Origin of the sequence: Duganella dendranthematis (assembly GCF_012849375.1) — a bacterium.
GTDB lineage: Bacteria > Pseudomonadota > Gammaproteobacteria > Burkholderiales > Burkholderiaceae_D > Rugamonas > Rugamonas dendranthematis.
Genome location: NZ_CP051684.1, coordinates 2,411,277 through 2,427,751 on the forward strand (window position 1 = coordinate 2,411,277; position 16,475 = coordinate 2,427,751).

The following is a 16,475-nucleotide window of genomic DNA, read 5'->3' on the forward strand; positions in this document are numbered from 1 at the left end:
GAGTTGATGATGTCATTAAGTCTGGACCAGGTGTTAACGCAAATCGATATATCGTTCTCTACCTTCCGGAGAATGGAGACTACGGATCGGCTTGCGCCTGCGGTTTTGCCTGGCCAGACGCATTTCGTGGCGGTGCTCGATGGGGAGGGCGAACTAGCATACGGTCCCGGATACACACCCGTCAGGGCCGGCCAATTACTACTCCTGCCGGGGCACGAGACGCCGGCATCGGTCCCCGGCGTGGTGCTGGCCCACGGCCTGCTCAGCGCGACTCTGCTCGATGGCCGCAGCCTATTTGAGTTTTTCTCGTTGCCGCATCAGCTTGATGCGGCGGGAACCGAACTGTTTACTGGTGCGATCCCCGAGCTGTTGCGCGAATCGGCCTATGCCGGCCCCGGATCGGCCGCCATCATTACTTGCCTGGCACGGCGCCTGGTGACCACGCTGGTGCGCGATGCATGGTCGGATGATGGACAGATTGTTTCAGCCTGCACGGCAACGCGCCAGCAGCGCCTCGGACAGATCATCGATCTGTTCCAGAAAGATCCGGGACGGGAATATACGCTAGATGGATTGGCTGGCTTGGCAGGCATGAGCCGCACGGTGTTTCACCGCGAATTCGTTACGCTGCATGGTTGTTCGCCGCTGACGATGCTGCGCGGACTACGCCTCAAGCGCGCAGAAGAACTACTGCGCCAAACTGACATGCCGATCAAGACCATTTCCAGCCGCATGGGCTACCGCAGCCGCAGCCATTTCTGCAAAATATTCAAGGATGAATACAGCATTGACCCAGAGCAGTTTCGTTCGCTACAAAAAAGACCAAGGTAGAAAGCTAGCTCTGATAAGTTCAAGCCAGGTGGCCTCCCCAACACACTTCTTAAGTGCCGGCTTTGGGCTTGTTCAAAGACATTCTCGTCAAGACGGTCCTGTCACGGGAACCTATAGCGGGAGCAGGGTGAGTGCTGATGCCAGAAGCACCAACACGCCGCTGGCTGGTGCAGCCCATTGTAGAGGAGCTTGCGTTACCAGCTTGGCGCGACGTCAGCCAATTGCAATTTGCCCCGACCGAAAGAGAAATTTTCGTTTGGAACTGGGATTAGCGTTATGAATATGTCGTCAGGAGAGACTTTCAGCGCTGCAGCTGCGTTGTAATTCAATTTCTGAACAAGAGCCTTCTTCTGCTCAAGTGGGCGATGAGCTCCTAGATACACCATGATGAACATCGCAGCAATAGGGTCGCGCTGCATATCCATAAACGTGGGATGAAGGTGCAATTCGCCTTCAGCATGCTCACTAATTATGACAAAACGATCTTCGGTTGGAATTTGCAGCGCTTCTACCAGCGCGCTATTCATTGCGTCGGCCAAGGATCTCTTTTGTTGAGAGGAGTAACGTCTTGCGGGAACATGAGCATGGAAAATCGGCATATGAGTTTTTCGCGTACTGGATTTAAGAAACGGCACGAAAGTTGTCGAACGTGTTTATGAGCATCGCTACGCACATATCCGAGTACTCGGAGTAAGAATTTATTTGCTGTATGTGGCGACTAGAACCACAGGGGCAGGTTTCAGGCTCGACGACCGTTGGCGGTATGCACTGCTGGAAGCTGCATATCCTCCCTATCTACTGCCCGCGCTTTCATTAACTCGGCAAAAGTGGTCGGCAATCCCAATGATGGTTTGGGCAATGGATGATCTGTGTCCAACGAAGCGTAGTACGCTGCATTCGGGCTGTTGGCCCAGCCGCCTTCTGCTGATTTGCCTTGTGCTTGCATGTCGCGAATCCAGGCCGTTCCGGAATTGCTGATAGTCAGTGTAGTCATTTCGTGAAGCTCCCTGCTTTCGGTTTGAAAAATTGCGAGATGCTGCCCGGCTAATATACGTAGTTGGTATCAGCGGTTCGATGTTTGATTGAACAACACTGTGATGTCGTAACTGGAATAGTCTGCGAGCATGGATTGTTCCAATCGCAGCAATACAGTAATACTTAGCCTTTGGTCGCCACGTTGCCTTCGGCTCCCTAGAATGCCTGAATTTCTTTAAAGGGAGCCTCTATGCATCCATTGATACAACTTCGTGAAGCTGGCGCCAGTGCTGAGGAAATCGGCTCCATACTTGCGCGTGAGGTGGTGTTCAAAAGTCCCATTCTTTCGCGCAATGTCATTGGCCGCGACGCGGTAGCGCGTACTATGGTTGGCGCGATTGCCGTTCGTGAAGGAAGCTATATTTCAGAAATTTCGGACGGCAATGTGACACTGTTGGTCTGGCGCGGTACGATTGATGGATTGCCGCTCGATAGTTTTGAAATGCTGCTGCATGACGATGACGGACTGATCATCGAACGCAGCGTAGCCATGCGGCCATTCAGCTCAGTTCTGGCGTTCCGTAAAGCCTTCCATGATCGAATGAAAGATGTCCTCGATCCAAGCTATTTCGCTCTCCCTTCAATGCCTGCGGCAATGCGGGACAATTCCTGATCCTGAGCGCTCTGCGAAGTCGTTACCAAGCCTGAGCAGCGGCCTTCTCGTATTGCATCGCATACCAATCGATAAAATTACGTAGTCTTTGTGGCATATGACGATTGGGGCGAAACACAATCGTTACAGGCCTTGGTGGAGTGGCGTAGTCATGCAGGATCTGGCGCAATAGCCCGCTGCGTACCGCCGGTCCAAGCGTATACTCCGACGCGCTGACAATTCCTAGTCCTGCTAACCCGCAGGCTAGATAAGCATCGGCATCGTCGACAAATACCGTGTGTGCCATTGGCACCGGCTCCAACTGCTCGTCGATGGTGAACTCCCAGTGGCGGCTACGTCCGCCATGATCCCATACATAGCCTACCCCGATATGCTGCGCGAGATCGGGGATGGTTCGCGGTTCTCCATATCGCTGCAAATACGCCGGTGACGCGCAGGTGATACGCTTCACATGGCCAATGTGTTTGACCACTAGACTAGGATCAGTTGTGGTACCGACACGGATGGCACAGTCGATACCGGTCTCGATCAGGTTCACACGACGATCGGAGATCGCCAACTCGAAATCGATTTGTGAGTAGCGGGAGAGAAAGTCCGGTAACGCTGGAATCAGGACGCCTTTTGCCATTGAAGCGGAAATGCTGACCTTGATGCGTCCGCGAGGTCCCTGGCGCGTGCCAGTTGCCATCGCTTCCATTTCATCAATCTCGCTGAGCACCTTGGAGCAGCGCTCATAGTAGACACGGCCCTCGTCGGTTAGGGTAACGTTGCGGGTATTGCGGTTAAGCAGTCGCACCTTCAGGTGCGCCTCCAGCGCTTGCACCATACGTGATACCGATGCTGCCGGCAGGTGTAACGCTTCGGCAGCACGTACAAAGCTAGTTGCGTTTGCTACTTGGACGAAGACGCGCATTGTTGCCAACCTGTCCATTAGCACACCATTTTCGCCGCCATGCTCAGGCATAAAGCGGTTGACTTCACAAGTGGATACATTACAATCATAATGAATAAATCGCTGCCTCTTGAATCAAGGGGCTTTATTTTACTCAATATGTGTGCAATTGCACACTTAGACCATCATGAAAAATATAGATTTCAGCAAATTAGGAATGCTGGCGCCTGTGCTGCTTGCCGGAGGACTGACGACGCTGGTACTCAGCGGCTGTAGCAAGGCGCACAGCAATAATGCCGCCGCGCCGGTACAGGGCGCACCGGTGACTGCCGCCGTCGTGGTCGAACGTGGCGTGACGTTGACGCAGGAATTCTCCGGTCGACTGGAGTCTATCGAACGTGTCGATATCCGCGCGCGCGTCGCCGGGTACATCAATTCAGTCAATTTCACACCTGGCAGCAAGGTGAGAAAAGGACAACTGTTGTTTGTCATCGATCCCCGCCCATTCGCCGCTGAGGCTAGTCGCGCGCAGGCGTCTGCACTGGCAGCCAGTGCAAAAGCAGAGTTGGCCAAGCTGGAACTGAAACGCGCCGAAAAGCTGTTGGCTGATCGAGCGATTGCCCAGCGCGAGTACGACGAACGTGCGTCCGCGCTGAAAGAGTTGAACGCGAATGCGCGTGCTGCGGCGGCGCAATATGAAACAGCCAAGCTTAACCTGAACTATACCCAAGTGACCGCTCCCATCGATGGCCGCGTCAGCAAAGCGGAAATCACTGTCGGCAACCTGGTCGACCAAACCGCCGTGCTGACCTCGGTGGTCTCCGATGATCGCATCTACGCCAGCTTTGACGGCGATGAGGAAACTTATCTGCAAGTGGGCGCACGTGCGCGTCGCAACGAGCCTGTCAAGGTGCGCATCGGCCTGGCCAGTGAGGCCGGCTTCCCGCACGAAGGCCGGTTGGAGTTTGTCGACAATCGCCTCGATGCCGGTAGCGGTGCGGTGCGCATGCGCGCAATCTTTGCCAATACCGACAATCTCCTGGCACCAGGCCTGTTCGCGCGCGTACAGGTGGACAGCGGTGCCACCGACGGTCACAAAGCCGTGCTAATTAACGACCAGGCCGTCAGCACCGACCAGAGCCGCAAGTTCGTCTACGTAGTCGGCAAGGACAACAAGGCGGAATACCGGCAGGTGACGCTTGGCGCTGCAACCAGTAGCCTGCGCATCGTACGCTCTGGCCTGAAGGCGGGCGAGCGTATCGTCATCAATGGTTTGCAACGGGTACATCCCGGCGCATTGCTGGCACCGCAAGTGGTGGCGATGGATGGTGCTGACGCAAAGTTAGCCGCTGCCGACAAAGGAAACTGATCATGAATTTTTCACGCTTTTTTGTCGATAAGCCGATTTTCGCGGCAGTATTGTCCATCATCATTTTTGTCGCTGGACTGATTGCGATTTTCCAGCTGCCCATCTCTGAATATCCCAACGTGGTGCCGCCGTCGGTGGTGGTCAGCGCCCAATATCCGGGCGCCAATCCCAAGGTAATTGCTGAAACTGTGGCTGCGCCGTTGGAAGAACAAATCAACGGCGTAGAGCACATGATCTACATGTCCTCGCAAAACACCTCCGATGGCGCTCTCAAGCTGACGGTCACCTTCGCCATCGGCACAAACATACAACAAGCCGAGACAGAAGTGCAGAACCGCGTGCAGCGCGCCTTGCCGCGGCTGCCGGAGGAGGTGCGCCAGATTGGCGTCACCACCGTCAAAACGTCGCCTAACCTGACCATGGTAGTGCACCTGGTATCGCCAGATTCGTCGTACGACGATCTGTACCTGCGCAACTATGCGGTGCTCAACGTAAAGGATCAACTAGCGCGCATTCCTGGTATGGGAGATGTGCAGATTCTCGGTTCGGGTGATTACGCCATGCGTGTCTGGCTCGACCCGCAGAAAGTTGCACAACGCGGCCTGACCGCTGGTGACATCGCCAACGCCATCCGCGAACAGAACGTTCAGGTGGCGGCAGGTGTCGTTGGAGGCTCGCCGACGCGCAATGCCGACTTTCAGCTCAGCGTCAATACCAAGGGACGCTTGAAGAGCGAGGAAGACTTCGGCAACATTATCATCCGTACCAATGCCGACGGGGCGCTGACCCGGCTGCGCGATGTCGCACGCATCGAACTGGGTTCCGGTTCATATGCGCTGCGCGCGTTGTTAGATAATAAGCCGGCTGCGGCGCTGGCAATCTTCGCCTCGCCCGGCGCCAACGACTTGCAGCTTTCGGCTGACGTGCGTGCTCGCATGGCTGAGCTGAGCAAGGATTTCCCTCGCGGCGTCGAGTACAGCGTGGCCTACGATCCGACCATGTTTGTGCGCGATTCGATCAAGGCGGTGATCCACACGCTGTTCGAGGCAATTGCGCTGGTAGTGCTGGTGGTGATCGTGTTTCTGCAAACCTGGCGGGCATCGATCATCCCACTGCTGGCGGTGCCAGTGTCGGTGGTGGGCACGTTTGCCGTCATGCTGGCGTTCGGCTTCTCGATCAATACGCTAACCTTGTTCGGGCTGGTGCTGGCGATCGGCATCGTGGTTGACGACGCCATCGTGGTAGTGGAAAACGTCGAGCGCAATATCGCCGCCGGGCTGTCGCCGCGCGCCGCCACCGTGCAGGCAATGAAAGAGGTCAGCGGCCCCATTATTGCGATTGCACTGGTGCTGTGCGCGGTGTTTGTGCCGATCGCCTTCGTAGCTGGCCTGACCGGCCAGTTCTACCGCCAGTTCGCACTGACAATTGCGATCTCGACGGTGATTTCTGCCTTCAGCTCACTGACGCTGGCGCCGGCGCTGGCCGCTGCACTGCTGCGCCCGCACGATGCACCGCAGGATGCCCTGACCCGCGGAATGGACAAACTGTTCGGTCGCTTCTTCCGCTGGTTTAACGACTTCTTCGGCCGCAGCTCGCAGCGTTATGAAGGCGGCGTCAAGGGCGTCCTCAGTCACAAGACGCTGTCCGTCGGTTTCTACCTTCTGCTGGTGGCGCTGGCGGCGTTGCTTTTCCGCCTGGTGCCGCCCGGCTTCGTGCCGTCGCAGGACAAGGGCTACCTGGTCGGCTTCGCGCAATTGCCGGAAGCGGCCGCGCTGGACCGCACCGATGCAGTGATACGCAGGACCGCCGAGATCGCACTGGGCGTGCCCGGTGCACGCAACACGGTGGCTTTCCCCGGCCTGTCGGTCAACGACCTGACCAATGCGCCCAACGCCGGCATCGTCTTCGTCGGCGAACTGGCACCAGAGACCCGCAACACGCCGGAAGTCAGCGCCACCGGCATTGCCGGCGAGATCAACAAGCGCGCCGGCGCAATCCAGGACGCCTTTGTCATGGTGTTCCCGCCGCCGCCCGTCAACGGCCTTGGCACAATCGGTGGCCTGAAGATGATGATCGAGGACCGTGGCAATCTCGGATACGACGAACTGTACAAGGCCACCCAGGCGCTGGTCGACAAGGCGCGCGCCGCACCGGAGTTGGCAGGCGTGTTCTCCGGCTATCAGATCAACGTGCCGCAGCTGTATGCCGACATCGACCGCGACCGCGCCAAGCAGCTGGGCGTACCGCTGCAAACCATCTACCAGACGCTGCAGATCAACCTCGGCTCGCTGTATGTAAACGACTTCAACCAGTTCGGCCGTACCTATCAGGTCAGGGTGCAGGCTGACGCCCGCTTCCGCTCGCGGGTGGAGGACATCGGCCAGATGAAGGTGCGCAATGACAAAGGCGAAATGATTCCACTGTCTTCGCTTATGCGCATCAGCGACAGCTACGGCCCGGATCGCGTGCAGCGCTATAACGCTTATGTGGCGGCCGATCTGAATGCCGGCCCGGCACCTGGCTATTCCAGTGGCCAGGCACAGGCGGTGCTGGAACGGCTGGCGGCCGAGGTACTGCCCAAAGGCGTCAGCTATGAATGGACTGGGCTGACCTACCAAGACACCATCGCCGGCAACACCATGATGTATGTGTTCCCGCTGTGCGTGCTGTTGGTATTCCTGGTGCTGGCAGCGCAATACGAAAGCTGGACGCTGCCGCTGGCGGTGATCCTGATCGTGCCGATGTCGATCATGAGCGCGCTGCTGGGCGTCAAGCTGAGCGGTGGCGACAATAATATCTTTACGCAGATCGCACTGTTCGTGCTGGTCGGCCTGGCGTCGAAGAACGCTATCCTGATCGTCGAGTTTGCCCGCGAACTGGAGCATCACGGCCGTGGCGTGGTGGACGCCGCGCTGGAAGCATGCCGTCTGCGCCTGCGGCCGATCCTGATGACGTCGATCGCCTTCATCATGGGCGTGCTGCCGCTGGTGTTCTCACACGGCGCCGGCTCGGAAATGCGTCACGCAATGGGCGTGGCGGTATTTGCAGGCATGTTAGGCGTTACCTTCTTCGGCCTGTTCCTGACGCCGGTATTTTATGTGCTCGTGCGTAAGCTGGCGCTACGACTAGAGCGCCACAAGCCCGTGTCGCACACCGTCGCGCATCAGACGGAGGGCCATTAAAATGAAATTGCCAATCATGACGATACTGGCGTCATTGCTGGCTGGCTGCGCAGCTCCAAACTTCAGCCAACCTGTCATTGATACGCCAAGCGCTTTCAAGGAAGCGTCTATTCAGACGGCGGCGGACGGCAGCCGTTGGGTCACCGCACGTCCAGCCGAGCAACAACCTCGCGGTGAGTGGTGGCGTGCTTTTGGTGATCCGGTACTGGACGAGCTGATTGCCGATGCCACGCGAAGCAATGCCAATCTGGCATTGGCGGCGGCACGGGTGAAGCAGGCGCGCGCTATCACTGGCATTGCCGAGGCGGATCGGGTGCCGCAAGTGGACCTGGCAGTGGGCGCACAGCGCGCCCGTTCAGCGCCGGCTGAATTGGGCATACCGGCTGGTTCCCCTGTTGCACCGCAGACGACCTACCGGGCCCACCTGATGGCAAGCTATGAGGTCGACCTGTTCGGTCGCGTGTCCTCGAACGTGGCGGCCGCTTCCGCTGATGCAGACGCAGCGGAAGCCAGCTATCGCTCAGTGCTTCTTGCACTGCAGGCCGACGTGGCGCAGCACTACTTCCTCCTGCGCGCCACCGACGCCGAGTTAGAGACGTTGGCGCGCACCGTGCAAACGCGCGAGGAAAACGTCAAGGTCAATCAGCGCCGCTTCGACCTCGGCGACATTGGCGAATTCGACTTGGCGCGTGCGCTGACCGAACTATCGACAACACGAGCCGATGCCATCGGTCTGCAACAGCGACGTGTCACCACCGAGCATGCGCTGGCGGTCTTGCTGGGCAAGCCGGCGGCCAGCTACACGGTCGAAGCCAGCTCATTGCTCGACAACACGCGCATGCCGGCAATCCCGCCCGGGCTGCCGTCCACGTTACTGGAACGTCGGCCCGACATCGCCGCCGCCCAGCGCATTATGGAGGCAGCCAACGCTCGCATTGGCATTGCACGTTCGGCTATGTTTCCGGCGTTGAACATCAACGCAGCAGGTGGAGGCGTAGCCGGCAATTTTCCGGATGTGCTGACCATGACCGGGCGTTCGTGGGTGCTCGGTGCGCTGCTGGCTGCGCCAGTGATCGACGGCGGGCGCCGCCGCGCCGATGTCACACGCAGCGAGGCGGTACTGGAGGAGTCTGTCGCGGCGTATCGCCACAGCGTATTGACAGCGTTCGCCGAAGTCGAGGACAACCTGGCTGGGCTACGCATCTTGCATAGCCAGTCCACGCAGATCGAGGATGCGCTGATATCAGCGCGTCGCTCAGCCGAGCTGGCGCACAAGCTCTACGACGCTGGCCGTTCCAACTATCTGGAACTGCTGGACGCTGAGCGCAATCTGGCCACCGTCGAAAGGAGCGCTGTACAGCTGCGCGGAAATCGCGCCATCTCCACCGTCGCGCTAATCCGTGCGCTGGGTGGTGGCTGGGATGTACCACGTAGCTAAATCCACGTATCGCAGGGCAGGAGAGGCAACCGCCATCTCCTGCGTGCGGTACACTTCCAAGCAAACGCTTTAGATTGAACTTCCTATGACCAAGCAGCTCGCCATTTCGGATTGCAATTGCCTAGCCATACGCCAGGCTGCGCGCGCGATTTCAGCGCTCTATGACCGGCATCTCGCGCCTACGGGCCTGAGTTCTTCGCAATTCAGCATCCTGGCCGCCATTCATGCCCAGGTCGGTATTCCAGTGCAGCAACTGGCCGATGTACTGGTGATGGACCGGACCAGCATGGTGCGTGCACTTCAACCGCTGACCCGCGACGGCTATGTCGTGCAGCAGCCTGATCCGGCCAATCCGCGCAAGCTGCTACTGTCACTAACGGCGGAAGGGCGCGAGCTTTATACGCGAGCGCACCAGCACTGGCAGGATGCGCAGGCGGAATTTGAAGCCGACGTTGGCACACCCGAAGCGGCATCGCTACGCCAGCAGCTGGCCGTTTGGAGTCACAAGCCCTGACCCACTAAAAACGAAATAGCCGCGACGTGTCGCTTGACAGCGGCGATAGCGTCGTTTTACTATCCGATCACTCTATCTATCGATAGATAGTTAAACTTCTTAGGACTATCATGACCACGAAATCCACAACTTCATCCCGCCGCACTTTGCTTGGCACCCTGGCCGGCATGGCCGCTGTCACTGGCTTGGCAGCTGCTGTCAAACCAGCCGAAGCAGCAGCCCCTGCCAAAGCGGCAGTCACATCGCGCCTGACTTCCAACACGCTGACTTTAAACGACGGCACAACCCTGTACTACAAGGACTGGGGGAGCGGCCCAGCAGTGGTATTTAGCCACGGCTATCCACTGTCGGCGGACGCATGGGAATATCAAATGTTGTTCCTGATGCAGCAGGGCTTCCGCGTGATCGCCTTCGACCGCCGGGGCTTTGGCCGTTCCAGCCAGCCGGCCAGCGGCTACGACTACGACACCTTTGCCGACGATCTGGCAGCACTGATCAACGCGCTCAACCTGAAGCAGGTCACGCTGGTTGGACACTCGATGGGTGGCGGTGAAGTGGCGCGCTATATCGGCCGTCATGGCGAACAGCGAGTGGCTAAGGTCGCACTGGTGGCAGCCGTGACGCCGTTCCTGTTGCAAACGTCGGATAACCCGACTGGCGCGCCAAAAGCACTGTTCGACACTTTCCGCGCCGCCGTGCAAGCAGACCGTTCGCAATGGAACAAAGACGTGACCATGCCGTATTACAGCTACAACCGTGCTGGTGCCAAAGTGTCGGAAGGCGTGCGTGACGACTACTGGCGTCAGGGCATGAACACTGGCGTGCTGGCAGCGTACCACGCCATCACCGCCTTCTCGGAAACCGACTTCCGCGCCGACCTGAAGAAGATTACCGTACCAACCTTGGTCGTGCACGGCAACGACGACCAGATCGTACCGTTCGAAATCTCTGGCAAGTTATCGGCGCAGTTGGTACGCAACGCCACGTTGAAGGTCTACGAAGGTGGCTCGCACGGCCTGCTGATTACGCAGAAAGACCAGTTGAACAGCGATCTGCTGGCCTTCCTGCGTTCCTGATGTTACAGCCCGCCGACGCTGCTAACGGCGCCCATGATGCTGCTGGCGACTTCGGCGGGATGCGATATCAAGGCCACATGGCTGGCGCCGCTAATGGCACTGACGTGAGCCTTGATCTGCGCGGCCTCTGCCTGTTGGAAGGCACCCGGAATGATGATGTCGGCATCGCCGTACACCCACCAAGATGGCTTGGTCTTCCATGCTGCGGCGGTGACTTTGTCATCCAGTACATGGTTGAAGATCGGACCTTGGACCGAAGTCAACACATTGCGGTCGCCTTCCGCCACATCTGGCGCGAAGCTGGCAGCGAAGGTGGGCGCATCCAGCGTCAGGTAGCCGGCACTGTCGACCACCAGGCCTTTTTGCCAGGCACCGGCAGGGAACGGCTTTGTGATGTCGTTGATCGACTGGCCGTCGCCCGGCGCAAAGGCGGATACGTAGACCAGTGCCGCTACCTTAGCGTCGTTACCAGACTCAGTGATAACGGCGCCGCCGTAGGAGTGGCCAACCAACACCACTTGACCGCTCTGTGCGGCAATGGCACGGCTGACAGTAGCGGCGTCGTCGGCCAGCGATTTGCGCGCCAACTGTACAGCTACAACTTTAAGGCCACGCTGTTGCAGTATCGGGATCACTTTCGACCAGCTGGAGCCATCGGCCCAGGCTCCATGCACCAGAACCACGGTGGTGGGCTTGATTTCAACTGGCGCGGTGGCGGCCACAGCATCGGAGCTACCGCAACCAGATAGCGACACGGCACCAGTTAGCGCCGCCACGGCGAGCGCAATCGCGCCCATGGGTTTCCATATTTGTTTCATGAGGTATTCCTGTAAATGAAAGAAAAGACTGCCGCGGCGATAAGCATGATAAGTAAGGCGTGCCTGACCGGCCATGATGCGGACGCCTTAGTTCATGCCCCATCGTCCGAAATCACCGGCGTGCCGCCGATCGATCCGGACATGCTGTCGCACGTACTGACGCAAGTGCGGCTGCGCGGCGGAGCCGTCTATCGGGCGAAACTTCGCGCACCTTGGGCATTGCGCTTTCCGGCCGGCGCGGCGCATTTCTATTATGTGGAGCAAGGTACAGCGTGGGTCCATTTGGCCGGCCGCACAGCGTTGTCGCTAGAACAAGGCGATCTTCTGATGCTTCCACACCGCCAGGATCATGTATTAAGCGGCGGAGCACTGATGGCGACGGACGATATCGAACTGGTCAGCCGCGCCCACTTCGGTACTAACCGACATGTCTTGCGCGCCGGGAAGGACGGTGCTGTCTGCCGCCTGATCGGTGGGCAGTTTCATTTCGATGGCGATGCGGCGGCAGCCGTACTAGCTGCGCTGCCGCAGGCGTTGCACCTGCCAGGCAATGGTATCGACGCACCGCCTTGGCTGGACGCCATCACCCGTTTCCTGTTGCAAGAAGCGCACGGCGGTGGCCCCGGCTCGGCATTGATGGTGTCCCGGCTGGTTGACCTATTGGTAATACGCATGCTGCGTTGTTGGGCCGAAAGCCAGGTGCGCCTTCCGGGCTGGATTGCCGGCCTGTCGGAGCTGCGCCTTGGCCGCGCTTTGCGCGCCATTCACGCCGAACCGCACCGGCCTTGGACGGTGCAAGCGCTAGCGGCACTGGCAGGCATGTCGCGATCGGCGTTTGCGGAACGCTTCACTGCGGCTGTCGGGCAGGCGCCGTTGCAGTATGCACAGCACTGGAAACTGACGCTGGCGCACGACATGCTGGCGCAAGGAGTGTTGGTCACACAGGCGGCGGGGCGCAGTGGATACGCCTCGGAGGCAGCATTCAGCAGGGCCTTCAAAAGCCATTTCGGCTATTCGCCAAGCACGGTGCGCGGGCAGCGTGCTTGATCAAATCAGACTATTTGAAAGAACACATCATGACTGACACACTCACCATCGACGTGGCCGACGGCAGCTTTAACTGCTATGTGGCGCGCCCCCGCGGCGTAGCTTTGGCTCCGGTGATCATCGTCCTACAGGAAATCTTCGGCGTCAACGCTGGCATCCGTCAGATTGCCGATGAGTATGCGGCGCAAGGTTATATCGCTGTGGCACCGGACCTGTTCTGGCGTGCTGATCCTGGACTAAGCCTGTCCGAGCAGCAACCTGGTGATTGGGCACGCGGCTTTGCGCTGTACAGTGCCTACGACCGCCAGCAGGGCGTGGGCGATATCGCCGCCACCGTGCGCACGGCCCGCACTATCGCTGGAGCATCTGGCAAGGTCGGTGTCACCGGCTACTGCCTCGGTGGCCTGATGACTTACCTGACAGCTGCCCGTACAGATGCCGACGCCTTTGTCGCCTACTACGGTGGCGCCACGGAGGACTACGCACAGGAAGCCGGCAACGTCGGCATGCCCTTGCTATACCACTTGGCCGAGCAAGACGAATACATCGGCACGGAAGCGCAGCGGGCCATCCGAAACGCCTTTGCCACGAATCCACTCATCGAACTCTACGGCTACCCGGGCTGCAACCATGCGTTCGCTCGCCCCAACGGGAGCCATTACGATCCCGTCGCCGCACCGCTGGCCAATGCCCGCACTGCGGCGTTTTTCAAGCAGTACCTTTAAGGAGTAATCATGCAAGCATTTCCTGCCATCGCCCGCGTCAGTCCTGTAGACGCCGCAGACCGCGCCAGTGCCGTCGATTTCGTCAACCGTGTCAACTGGCTATTTGAGACTTGGGATGTGGAGGGTATGATCGACGCCTTCACACCCGACGCTGTGGCCTACCACTTCCACGGTACCATCAGTGGTCATGCCGAAATCCGCCATTTCTTTGAACACGACTACCCTTACCTGATTCCAGGTGTCAGCCGGCATGCAACCAATCATATCGTTGATGTGGATGGCGATGGCGTGCAGGTGCGCTACCACAATCTGCTGGTGCGCCATGCCTTGCCACAGGATGCGCCAGCGCTCGGGGCTGGACAGGTAATGACCAGCTATGACGGTCTGCCAGCCATATGGTTGTATTCGCCAATGCGCGACCGCCTGGTACGTACGCCAGAGGGCTGGAAAATCTTCGAACGTTACATCGGCGGCTCGACCACCAACGACGCGCTGACCCCAGCCGATACCACAGCAGCAGCCTTTGAAGGACTGATGCCAGTACTTCCTGATTGAACATTGAAGGAGAAGAGCGTGAACGTCATTAAACCTATGCCGTCAAACTTTGTACCAACCTTTGCAGTGCAGGATAAGCCAACAATGGCGCAGTTTGACGCATCAAACGCGCCTGTCCTGAGAGCGGTCTCATCCTCAGAAACCGAGACGGCGCCCTCGCGCGTAGTTGACCACAAGAGCACGGATAGCGCACACAAGGAACCTAGCCACGAGGAGCTCTTGCAAGATCTGTTCGCCCAATTGGCGAACGCATCCGGCAACGAGGTCTAAAAAAGAAGAGGAGTCCTGCGGGACTCCTCTTTGCTTATTGCCCGCTGCGGTTTTTCACACTTGGGCGTTCGGCCACTTTTGCTTGCCATGCCTTCAATGCCGGATATTCATCCGTGACAGTGATGTTAAGGAACGCCGCATGCAATAGGGCAGCGTAGACCGTGATGTCGGCCATCGAAAACTGGTCGCCAGCCAGATACGGCGTCTTAGCCAGAATGCCATCGAAGTAGCGCAGGCCATTCTTGAATTTTTCCAGCTGCCGTTCGCCCCATTCCTTACGGCCGGCCCACTCCGGCGCCTTGAACGGCTGCAGTGCATCGCCCAGGCCAGGCGTGGCATAGTGGAAGTAGATTCCAATGCCATCGATCATCCAGTCATCAGCACGCTTTTGCATCATGTGGATCATGGCTTTTTCACGCGGAGTTTTACCAGTCAGGACAGGATCGGCATCCAGATTGTCCAAGTATTCAGTGATGGCCACACACTCGCTGATGTAGGTGCCGTCGTCCAACTCCAGCACTGGTACCACGCCGTTCGGATTCTTTGCCAGAAAAGCTGGTTGCTTGTGTTCAGCGGCAATCAGATTGACTGGTACGAATTGGAACAACTGCTCCAGGCCTTTTTCGGCCAGAACGATGCGAATGCGGGCTGGGTTAGGAAAGCCCGGGGTATCATAAATTTTCATATTTTGCTTTCGGTATGTCTACCTCTCGGTAGATAGATTAAAATAGCCGAAAGAAAGACGTACTCTGAATTTGTCTATCTATCGATAGGTAGATATTATTCCGGAGGCTTTGTGTCGTCAAGCAAAATTTTTCAAGGATCAGGTATGGCAAGTGATAAAAAACAAGAAGTGATGTTGGCGGCACGGTTAATGGTCCAGGCGCAGGGCTACAATGCTTTAAGCTTCCGCGACTTGGCCGAAGCCGTCGGCGTCAAGAGTTCTAGCATCCATTATTACTTCCCCACCAAGGGAGACCTTGGCGCCGCGCTAGCACGCCAATACACCGATGAATTCATGGAATACTTGAACAGCCTAGTTGAGCAGGGGCTGGACTGGCACACTTGCGTAGCTAAATACGCTGAAGTGTTCCGTGACACGCTGCTGCGCGAGAATCGCATGTGCATGGCCGGGGTGCTGGCTGCCGAGCGTCCGAGCCTGGCACCTGAAGTAAAGGCGGAGGTGGAGCGTTTTACCGAGCATATCGTTGGTTGGTTGGCGCGAGTAGTGAAGCTCGGTCATCCGAGAATGGGTGACGAGGCCGTGAAAGGCCGCGCTTTTGCGATTTTCTCTGCGATTGAAGGCGCTCAGTTGGTCGCACGTGGTTGCGACGACGTGAAGGTATTCGATAGTACCTTGATCGCTTACAAGGCCGCAGGACTGTTGCCCTAAGATTTTCCGTTTATCCGCTGGCGACGGCCAAGCTGGTCGCAACATGCGCTTGACTGGGCGATACAACGCAGCCGTTCGAATTTTCTCTCAATGAGGATTTGAAATATGACCACTTCTGAACTCAGGCCTCGTGTGTTTATTGCTGAGCTCATTCAACCCGGTGATATCGTCATGACGACGACTCCGGGTATAGTCAGCAAAACTATCCGTGTTTTTACCGGCGTGGACATTTCTCATGCCATGATCTGCGTTGCCAAGTCGTGCGTGATTGATTCAACTAGCGATGGCGTACATGCACGCAATCTCGAAAGACTAATTCTCGAACCAGGGTGTGCTGGCCATGTGCTCCGGCCGGTGAAGCCACTGACTTTTGACCAATTGCACGCCATCACCTCGTACGCACGAGCTGCCGTCGGCACTCGTTACTCCATGGCTAGCGCCGCCCAGAGCGTGCTGGCTGGCTTTTATGCTGGACGCCGGCAATTTTGTTCACGCCTGGTAGCCCAAGCTTATCGCAATGCTGGTGCCGATCTTGTACCTGATGCAGATTTTTGCCATCCAGGAGAGTTACTAAAGAGTGCGGCTCTTGTTGAGATCTCTGATGTACTCAGAGATCTTAGTACCGAGGAGGAAGAGGATCGGCGTGAGGACATTGATAATGTTCAGGCCATGCGTAGTTCAACCAATGCGCTGCTTTAAGAAGCGCGCAAACTATCG

18 protein-coding genes are annotated in these 16,475 nt (G+C 57.8%); 13 read left to right on the forward strand and 5 right to left on the reverse strand.

Annotated features, from left to right (window positions below; all coding sequences use genetic code 11):
* Positions 1-6 precede the first annotated feature (6 nt).
* The gene (locus tag HH213_RS11080; protein WP_169112284.1) at positions 7-831 is read left to right on the forward strand and encodes a helix-turn-helix domain-containing protein; all 825 of its coding nucleotides are present in this window, start codon (positions 7-9) and stop codon (positions 829-831) included.
* Between the two features lie 194 nt (positions 832-1,025).
* Here HH213_RS11080 and HH213_RS11085 read toward each other — a convergent pair whose 3' ends face one another.
* Complete coding sequence (locus tag HH213_RS11085) at positions 1,026-1,370, reverse strand: tautomerase family protein (protein ID WP_229263394.1); 345 nt, start codon at positions 1,368-1,370, stop codon at positions 1,026-1,028.
* 200 nt (positions 1,371-1,570) lie between these two features.
* Positions 1,571-1,825 (reverse strand): hypothetical protein, encoded by a 255-nt coding sequence (locus tag HH213_RS11090; protein WP_169112286.1) that lies wholly within the window; start codon positions 1,823-1,825, stop codon positions 1,571-1,573.
* Between the two features lie 231 nt (positions 1,826-2,056).
* Between HH213_RS11090 and HH213_RS11095 the strand changes: the two genes are divergently transcribed.
* The gene (locus tag HH213_RS11095) at positions 2,057-2,479 is read left to right on the forward strand and encodes a hypothetical protein (RefSeq protein ID WP_169112287.1); all 423 of its coding nucleotides are present in this window, start codon (positions 2,057-2,059) and stop codon (positions 2,477-2,479) included.
* Positions 2,480-2,501: 22 nt separating this feature from the next.
* On the opposite strand, the gene HH213_RS11100 is transcribed toward HH213_RS11095, so the two are convergent.
* Complete coding sequence (locus HH213_RS11100; protein WP_169112288.1) at positions 2,502-3,443, reverse strand: LysR family transcriptional regulator; 942 nt, start codon at positions 3,441-3,443, stop codon at positions 2,502-2,504.
* A gap of 115 nt (positions 3,444-3,558) precedes the next feature.
* On the opposite strand from HH213_RS11100, the gene HH213_RS11105 reads away from it, so the two are divergent.
* The 5 genes from HH213_RS11105 (at position 3,559) to HH213_RS11125 (ending at position 10,950) form a co-directional block, all read left to right on the forward strand.
* Complete coding sequence (locus HH213_RS11105) at positions 3,559-4,740, forward strand: efflux RND transporter periplasmic adaptor subunit (RefSeq protein ID WP_169112289.1); 1,182 nt, start codon at positions 3,559-3,561, stop codon at positions 4,738-4,740.
* Between the two features lie 2 nt (positions 4,741-4,742).
* Positions 4,743-7,922, forward strand: coding sequence for an efflux RND transporter permease subunit (locus tag HH213_RS11110; RefSeq protein ID WP_169112290.1), 3,180 nt, complete (start codon positions 4,743-4,745; stop codon positions 7,920-7,922).
* 1 nt (position 7,923) lies between these two features.
* Positions 7,924-9,360, forward strand: coding sequence for an efflux transporter outer membrane subunit (locus tag HH213_RS11115; RefSeq protein WP_169112291.1), 1,437 nt, complete (start codon positions 7,924-7,926; stop codon positions 9,358-9,360).
* Between the two features lie 85 nt (positions 9,361-9,445).
* Positions 9,446-9,874, forward strand: a complete 429-nt coding sequence (locus tag HH213_RS11120) for a MarR family winged helix-turn-helix transcriptional regulator (protein ID WP_169112292.1) — start codon at positions 9,446-9,448, stop codon at positions 9,872-9,874.
* Between the two features lie 110 nt (positions 9,875-9,984).
* Positions 9,985-10,950, forward strand: coding sequence for an alpha/beta fold hydrolase (locus HH213_RS11125; protein WP_169112293.1), 966 nt, complete (start codon positions 9,985-9,987; stop codon positions 10,948-10,950).
* A 2-nt stretch (positions 10,951-10,952) separates the two neighbouring features.
* On the opposite strand, the gene HH213_RS11130 is transcribed toward HH213_RS11125, so the two are convergent.
* Positions 10,953-11,768, reverse strand: coding sequence for an alpha/beta fold hydrolase (locus HH213_RS11130; RefSeq protein WP_229263395.1), 816 nt, complete (start codon positions 11,766-11,768; stop codon positions 10,953-10,955).
* Between the two features lie 15 nt (positions 11,769-11,783).
* Between HH213_RS11130 and HH213_RS11135 the strand changes: the two genes are divergently transcribed.
* The 4 genes from HH213_RS11135 to HH213_RS11150 are packed head-to-tail and all read left to right on the forward strand — an operon-like array spanning position 11,784 to position 14,365.
* Positions 11,784-12,815: an AraC family transcriptional regulator gene (locus tag HH213_RS11135; protein WP_169112294.1), complete on the forward strand. Its 1,032-nt coding sequence runs from the start codon at positions 11,784-11,786 to the stop codon at positions 12,813-12,815.
* Positions 12,812-13,540 (forward strand): dienelactone hydrolase family protein, encoded by a 729-nt coding sequence (locus tag HH213_RS11140; protein ID WP_308494533.1) that lies wholly within the window; start codon positions 12,812-12,814, stop codon positions 13,538-13,540. Before HH213_RS11135 ends, HH213_RS11140 begins: the two co-directional genes overlap by 4 nt.
* A 9-nt stretch (positions 13,541-13,549) precedes the next feature.
* Positions 13,550-14,095, forward strand: coding sequence for a nuclear transport factor 2 family protein (locus HH213_RS11145; protein WP_169112295.1), 546 nt, complete (start codon positions 13,550-13,552; stop codon positions 14,093-14,095).
* Positions 14,096-14,113: 18 nt separating this feature from the next.
* A complete protein-coding gene (locus HH213_RS11150; RefSeq protein WP_169112296.1) occupies positions 14,114-14,365 on the forward strand; it encodes a hypothetical protein in 252 nt (83 codons plus the stop codon).
* A 34-nt stretch (positions 14,366-14,399) separates the two neighbouring features.
* On the opposite strand, the gene HH213_RS11155 is transcribed toward HH213_RS11150, so the two are convergent.
* Positions 14,400-15,050: a glutathione S-transferase family protein gene (locus tag HH213_RS11155; protein ID WP_169112297.1), complete on the reverse strand. Its 651-nt coding sequence runs from the start codon at positions 15,048-15,050 to the stop codon at positions 14,400-14,402.
* A gap of 144 nt (positions 15,051-15,194) precedes the next feature.
* On the opposite strand from HH213_RS11155, the gene HH213_RS11160 reads away from it, so the two are divergent.
* Positions 15,195-15,758, forward strand: a complete 564-nt coding sequence (locus tag HH213_RS11160) for a TetR/AcrR family transcriptional regulator (RefSeq protein WP_169112298.1) — start codon at positions 15,195-15,197, stop codon at positions 15,756-15,758.
* A 105-nt stretch (positions 15,759-15,863) separates the two neighbouring features.
* A complete protein-coding gene (locus HH213_RS29860) occupies positions 15,864-16,457 on the forward strand; it encodes a YiiX/YebB-like N1pC/P60 family cysteine hydrolase (protein ID WP_217363509.1) in 594 nt (197 codons plus the stop codon).
* Positions 16,458-16,475 lie beyond the last annotated feature (18 nt).

Coding starts and splice junctions, on each gene's coding strand:
- HH213_RS11125 (WP_169112293.1), top strand. CDS start 9,985: ATGACCACGAAATCCACAACTTCATCCCGCCGCACTTTGCTTGGCACC.
- HH213_RS11155 (WP_169112297.1), bottom strand. CDS start 15,050: ATGAAAATTTATGATACCCCGGGCTTTCCTAACCCAGCCCGCATTCGC.
- HH213_RS11105 (WP_169112289.1), top strand. CDS start 3,559: ATGAAAAATATAGATTTCAGCAAATTAGGAATGCTGGCGCCTGTGCTG.
- HH213_RS11130 (WP_229263395.1), bottom strand. CDS start 11,768: ATGAAACAAATATGGAAACCCATGGGCGCGATTGCGCTCGCCGTGGCG.
- HH213_RS11115 (WP_169112291.1), top strand. CDS start 7,924: ATGAAATTGCCAATCATGACGATACTGGCGTCATTGCTGGCTGGCTGC.
- HH213_RS11095 (WP_169112287.1), top strand. CDS start 2,057: ATGCATCCATTGATACAACTTCGTGAAGCTGGCGCCAGTGCTGAGGAA.
- HH213_RS11100 (WP_169112288.1), bottom strand. CDS start 3,443: ATGCCTGAGCATGGCGGCGAAAATGGTGTGCTAATGGACAGGTTGGCA.
- HH213_RS11120 (WP_169112292.1), top strand. CDS start 9,446: ATGACCAAGCAGCTCGCCATTTCGGATTGCAATTGCCTAGCCATACGC.
- HH213_RS11135 (WP_169112294.1), top strand. CDS start 11,784: ATGAAAGAAAAGACTGCCGCGGCGATAAGCATGATAAGTAAGGCGTGC.
- HH213_RS11160 (WP_169112298.1), top strand. CDS start 15,195: ATGGCAAGTGATAAAAAACAAGAAGTGATGTTGGCGGCACGGTTAATG.
- HH213_RS11145 (WP_169112295.1), top strand. CDS start 13,550: ATGCAAGCATTTCCTGCCATCGCCCGCGTCAGTCCTGTAGACGCCGCA.
- HH213_RS11110 (WP_169112290.1), top strand. CDS start 4,743: ATGAATTTTTCACGCTTTTTTGTCGATAAGCCGATTTTCGCGGCAGTA.
- HH213_RS11080 (WP_169112284.1), top strand. CDS start 7: ATGATGTCATTAAGTCTGGACCAGGTGTTAACGCAAATCGATATATCG.
- HH213_RS29860 (WP_217363509.1), top strand. CDS start 15,864: ATGACCACTTCTGAACTCAGGCCTCGTGTGTTTATTGCTGAGCTCATT.
- HH213_RS11090 (WP_169112286.1), bottom strand. CDS start 1,825: ATGACTACACTGACTATCAGCAATTCCGGAACGGCCTGGATTCGCGAC.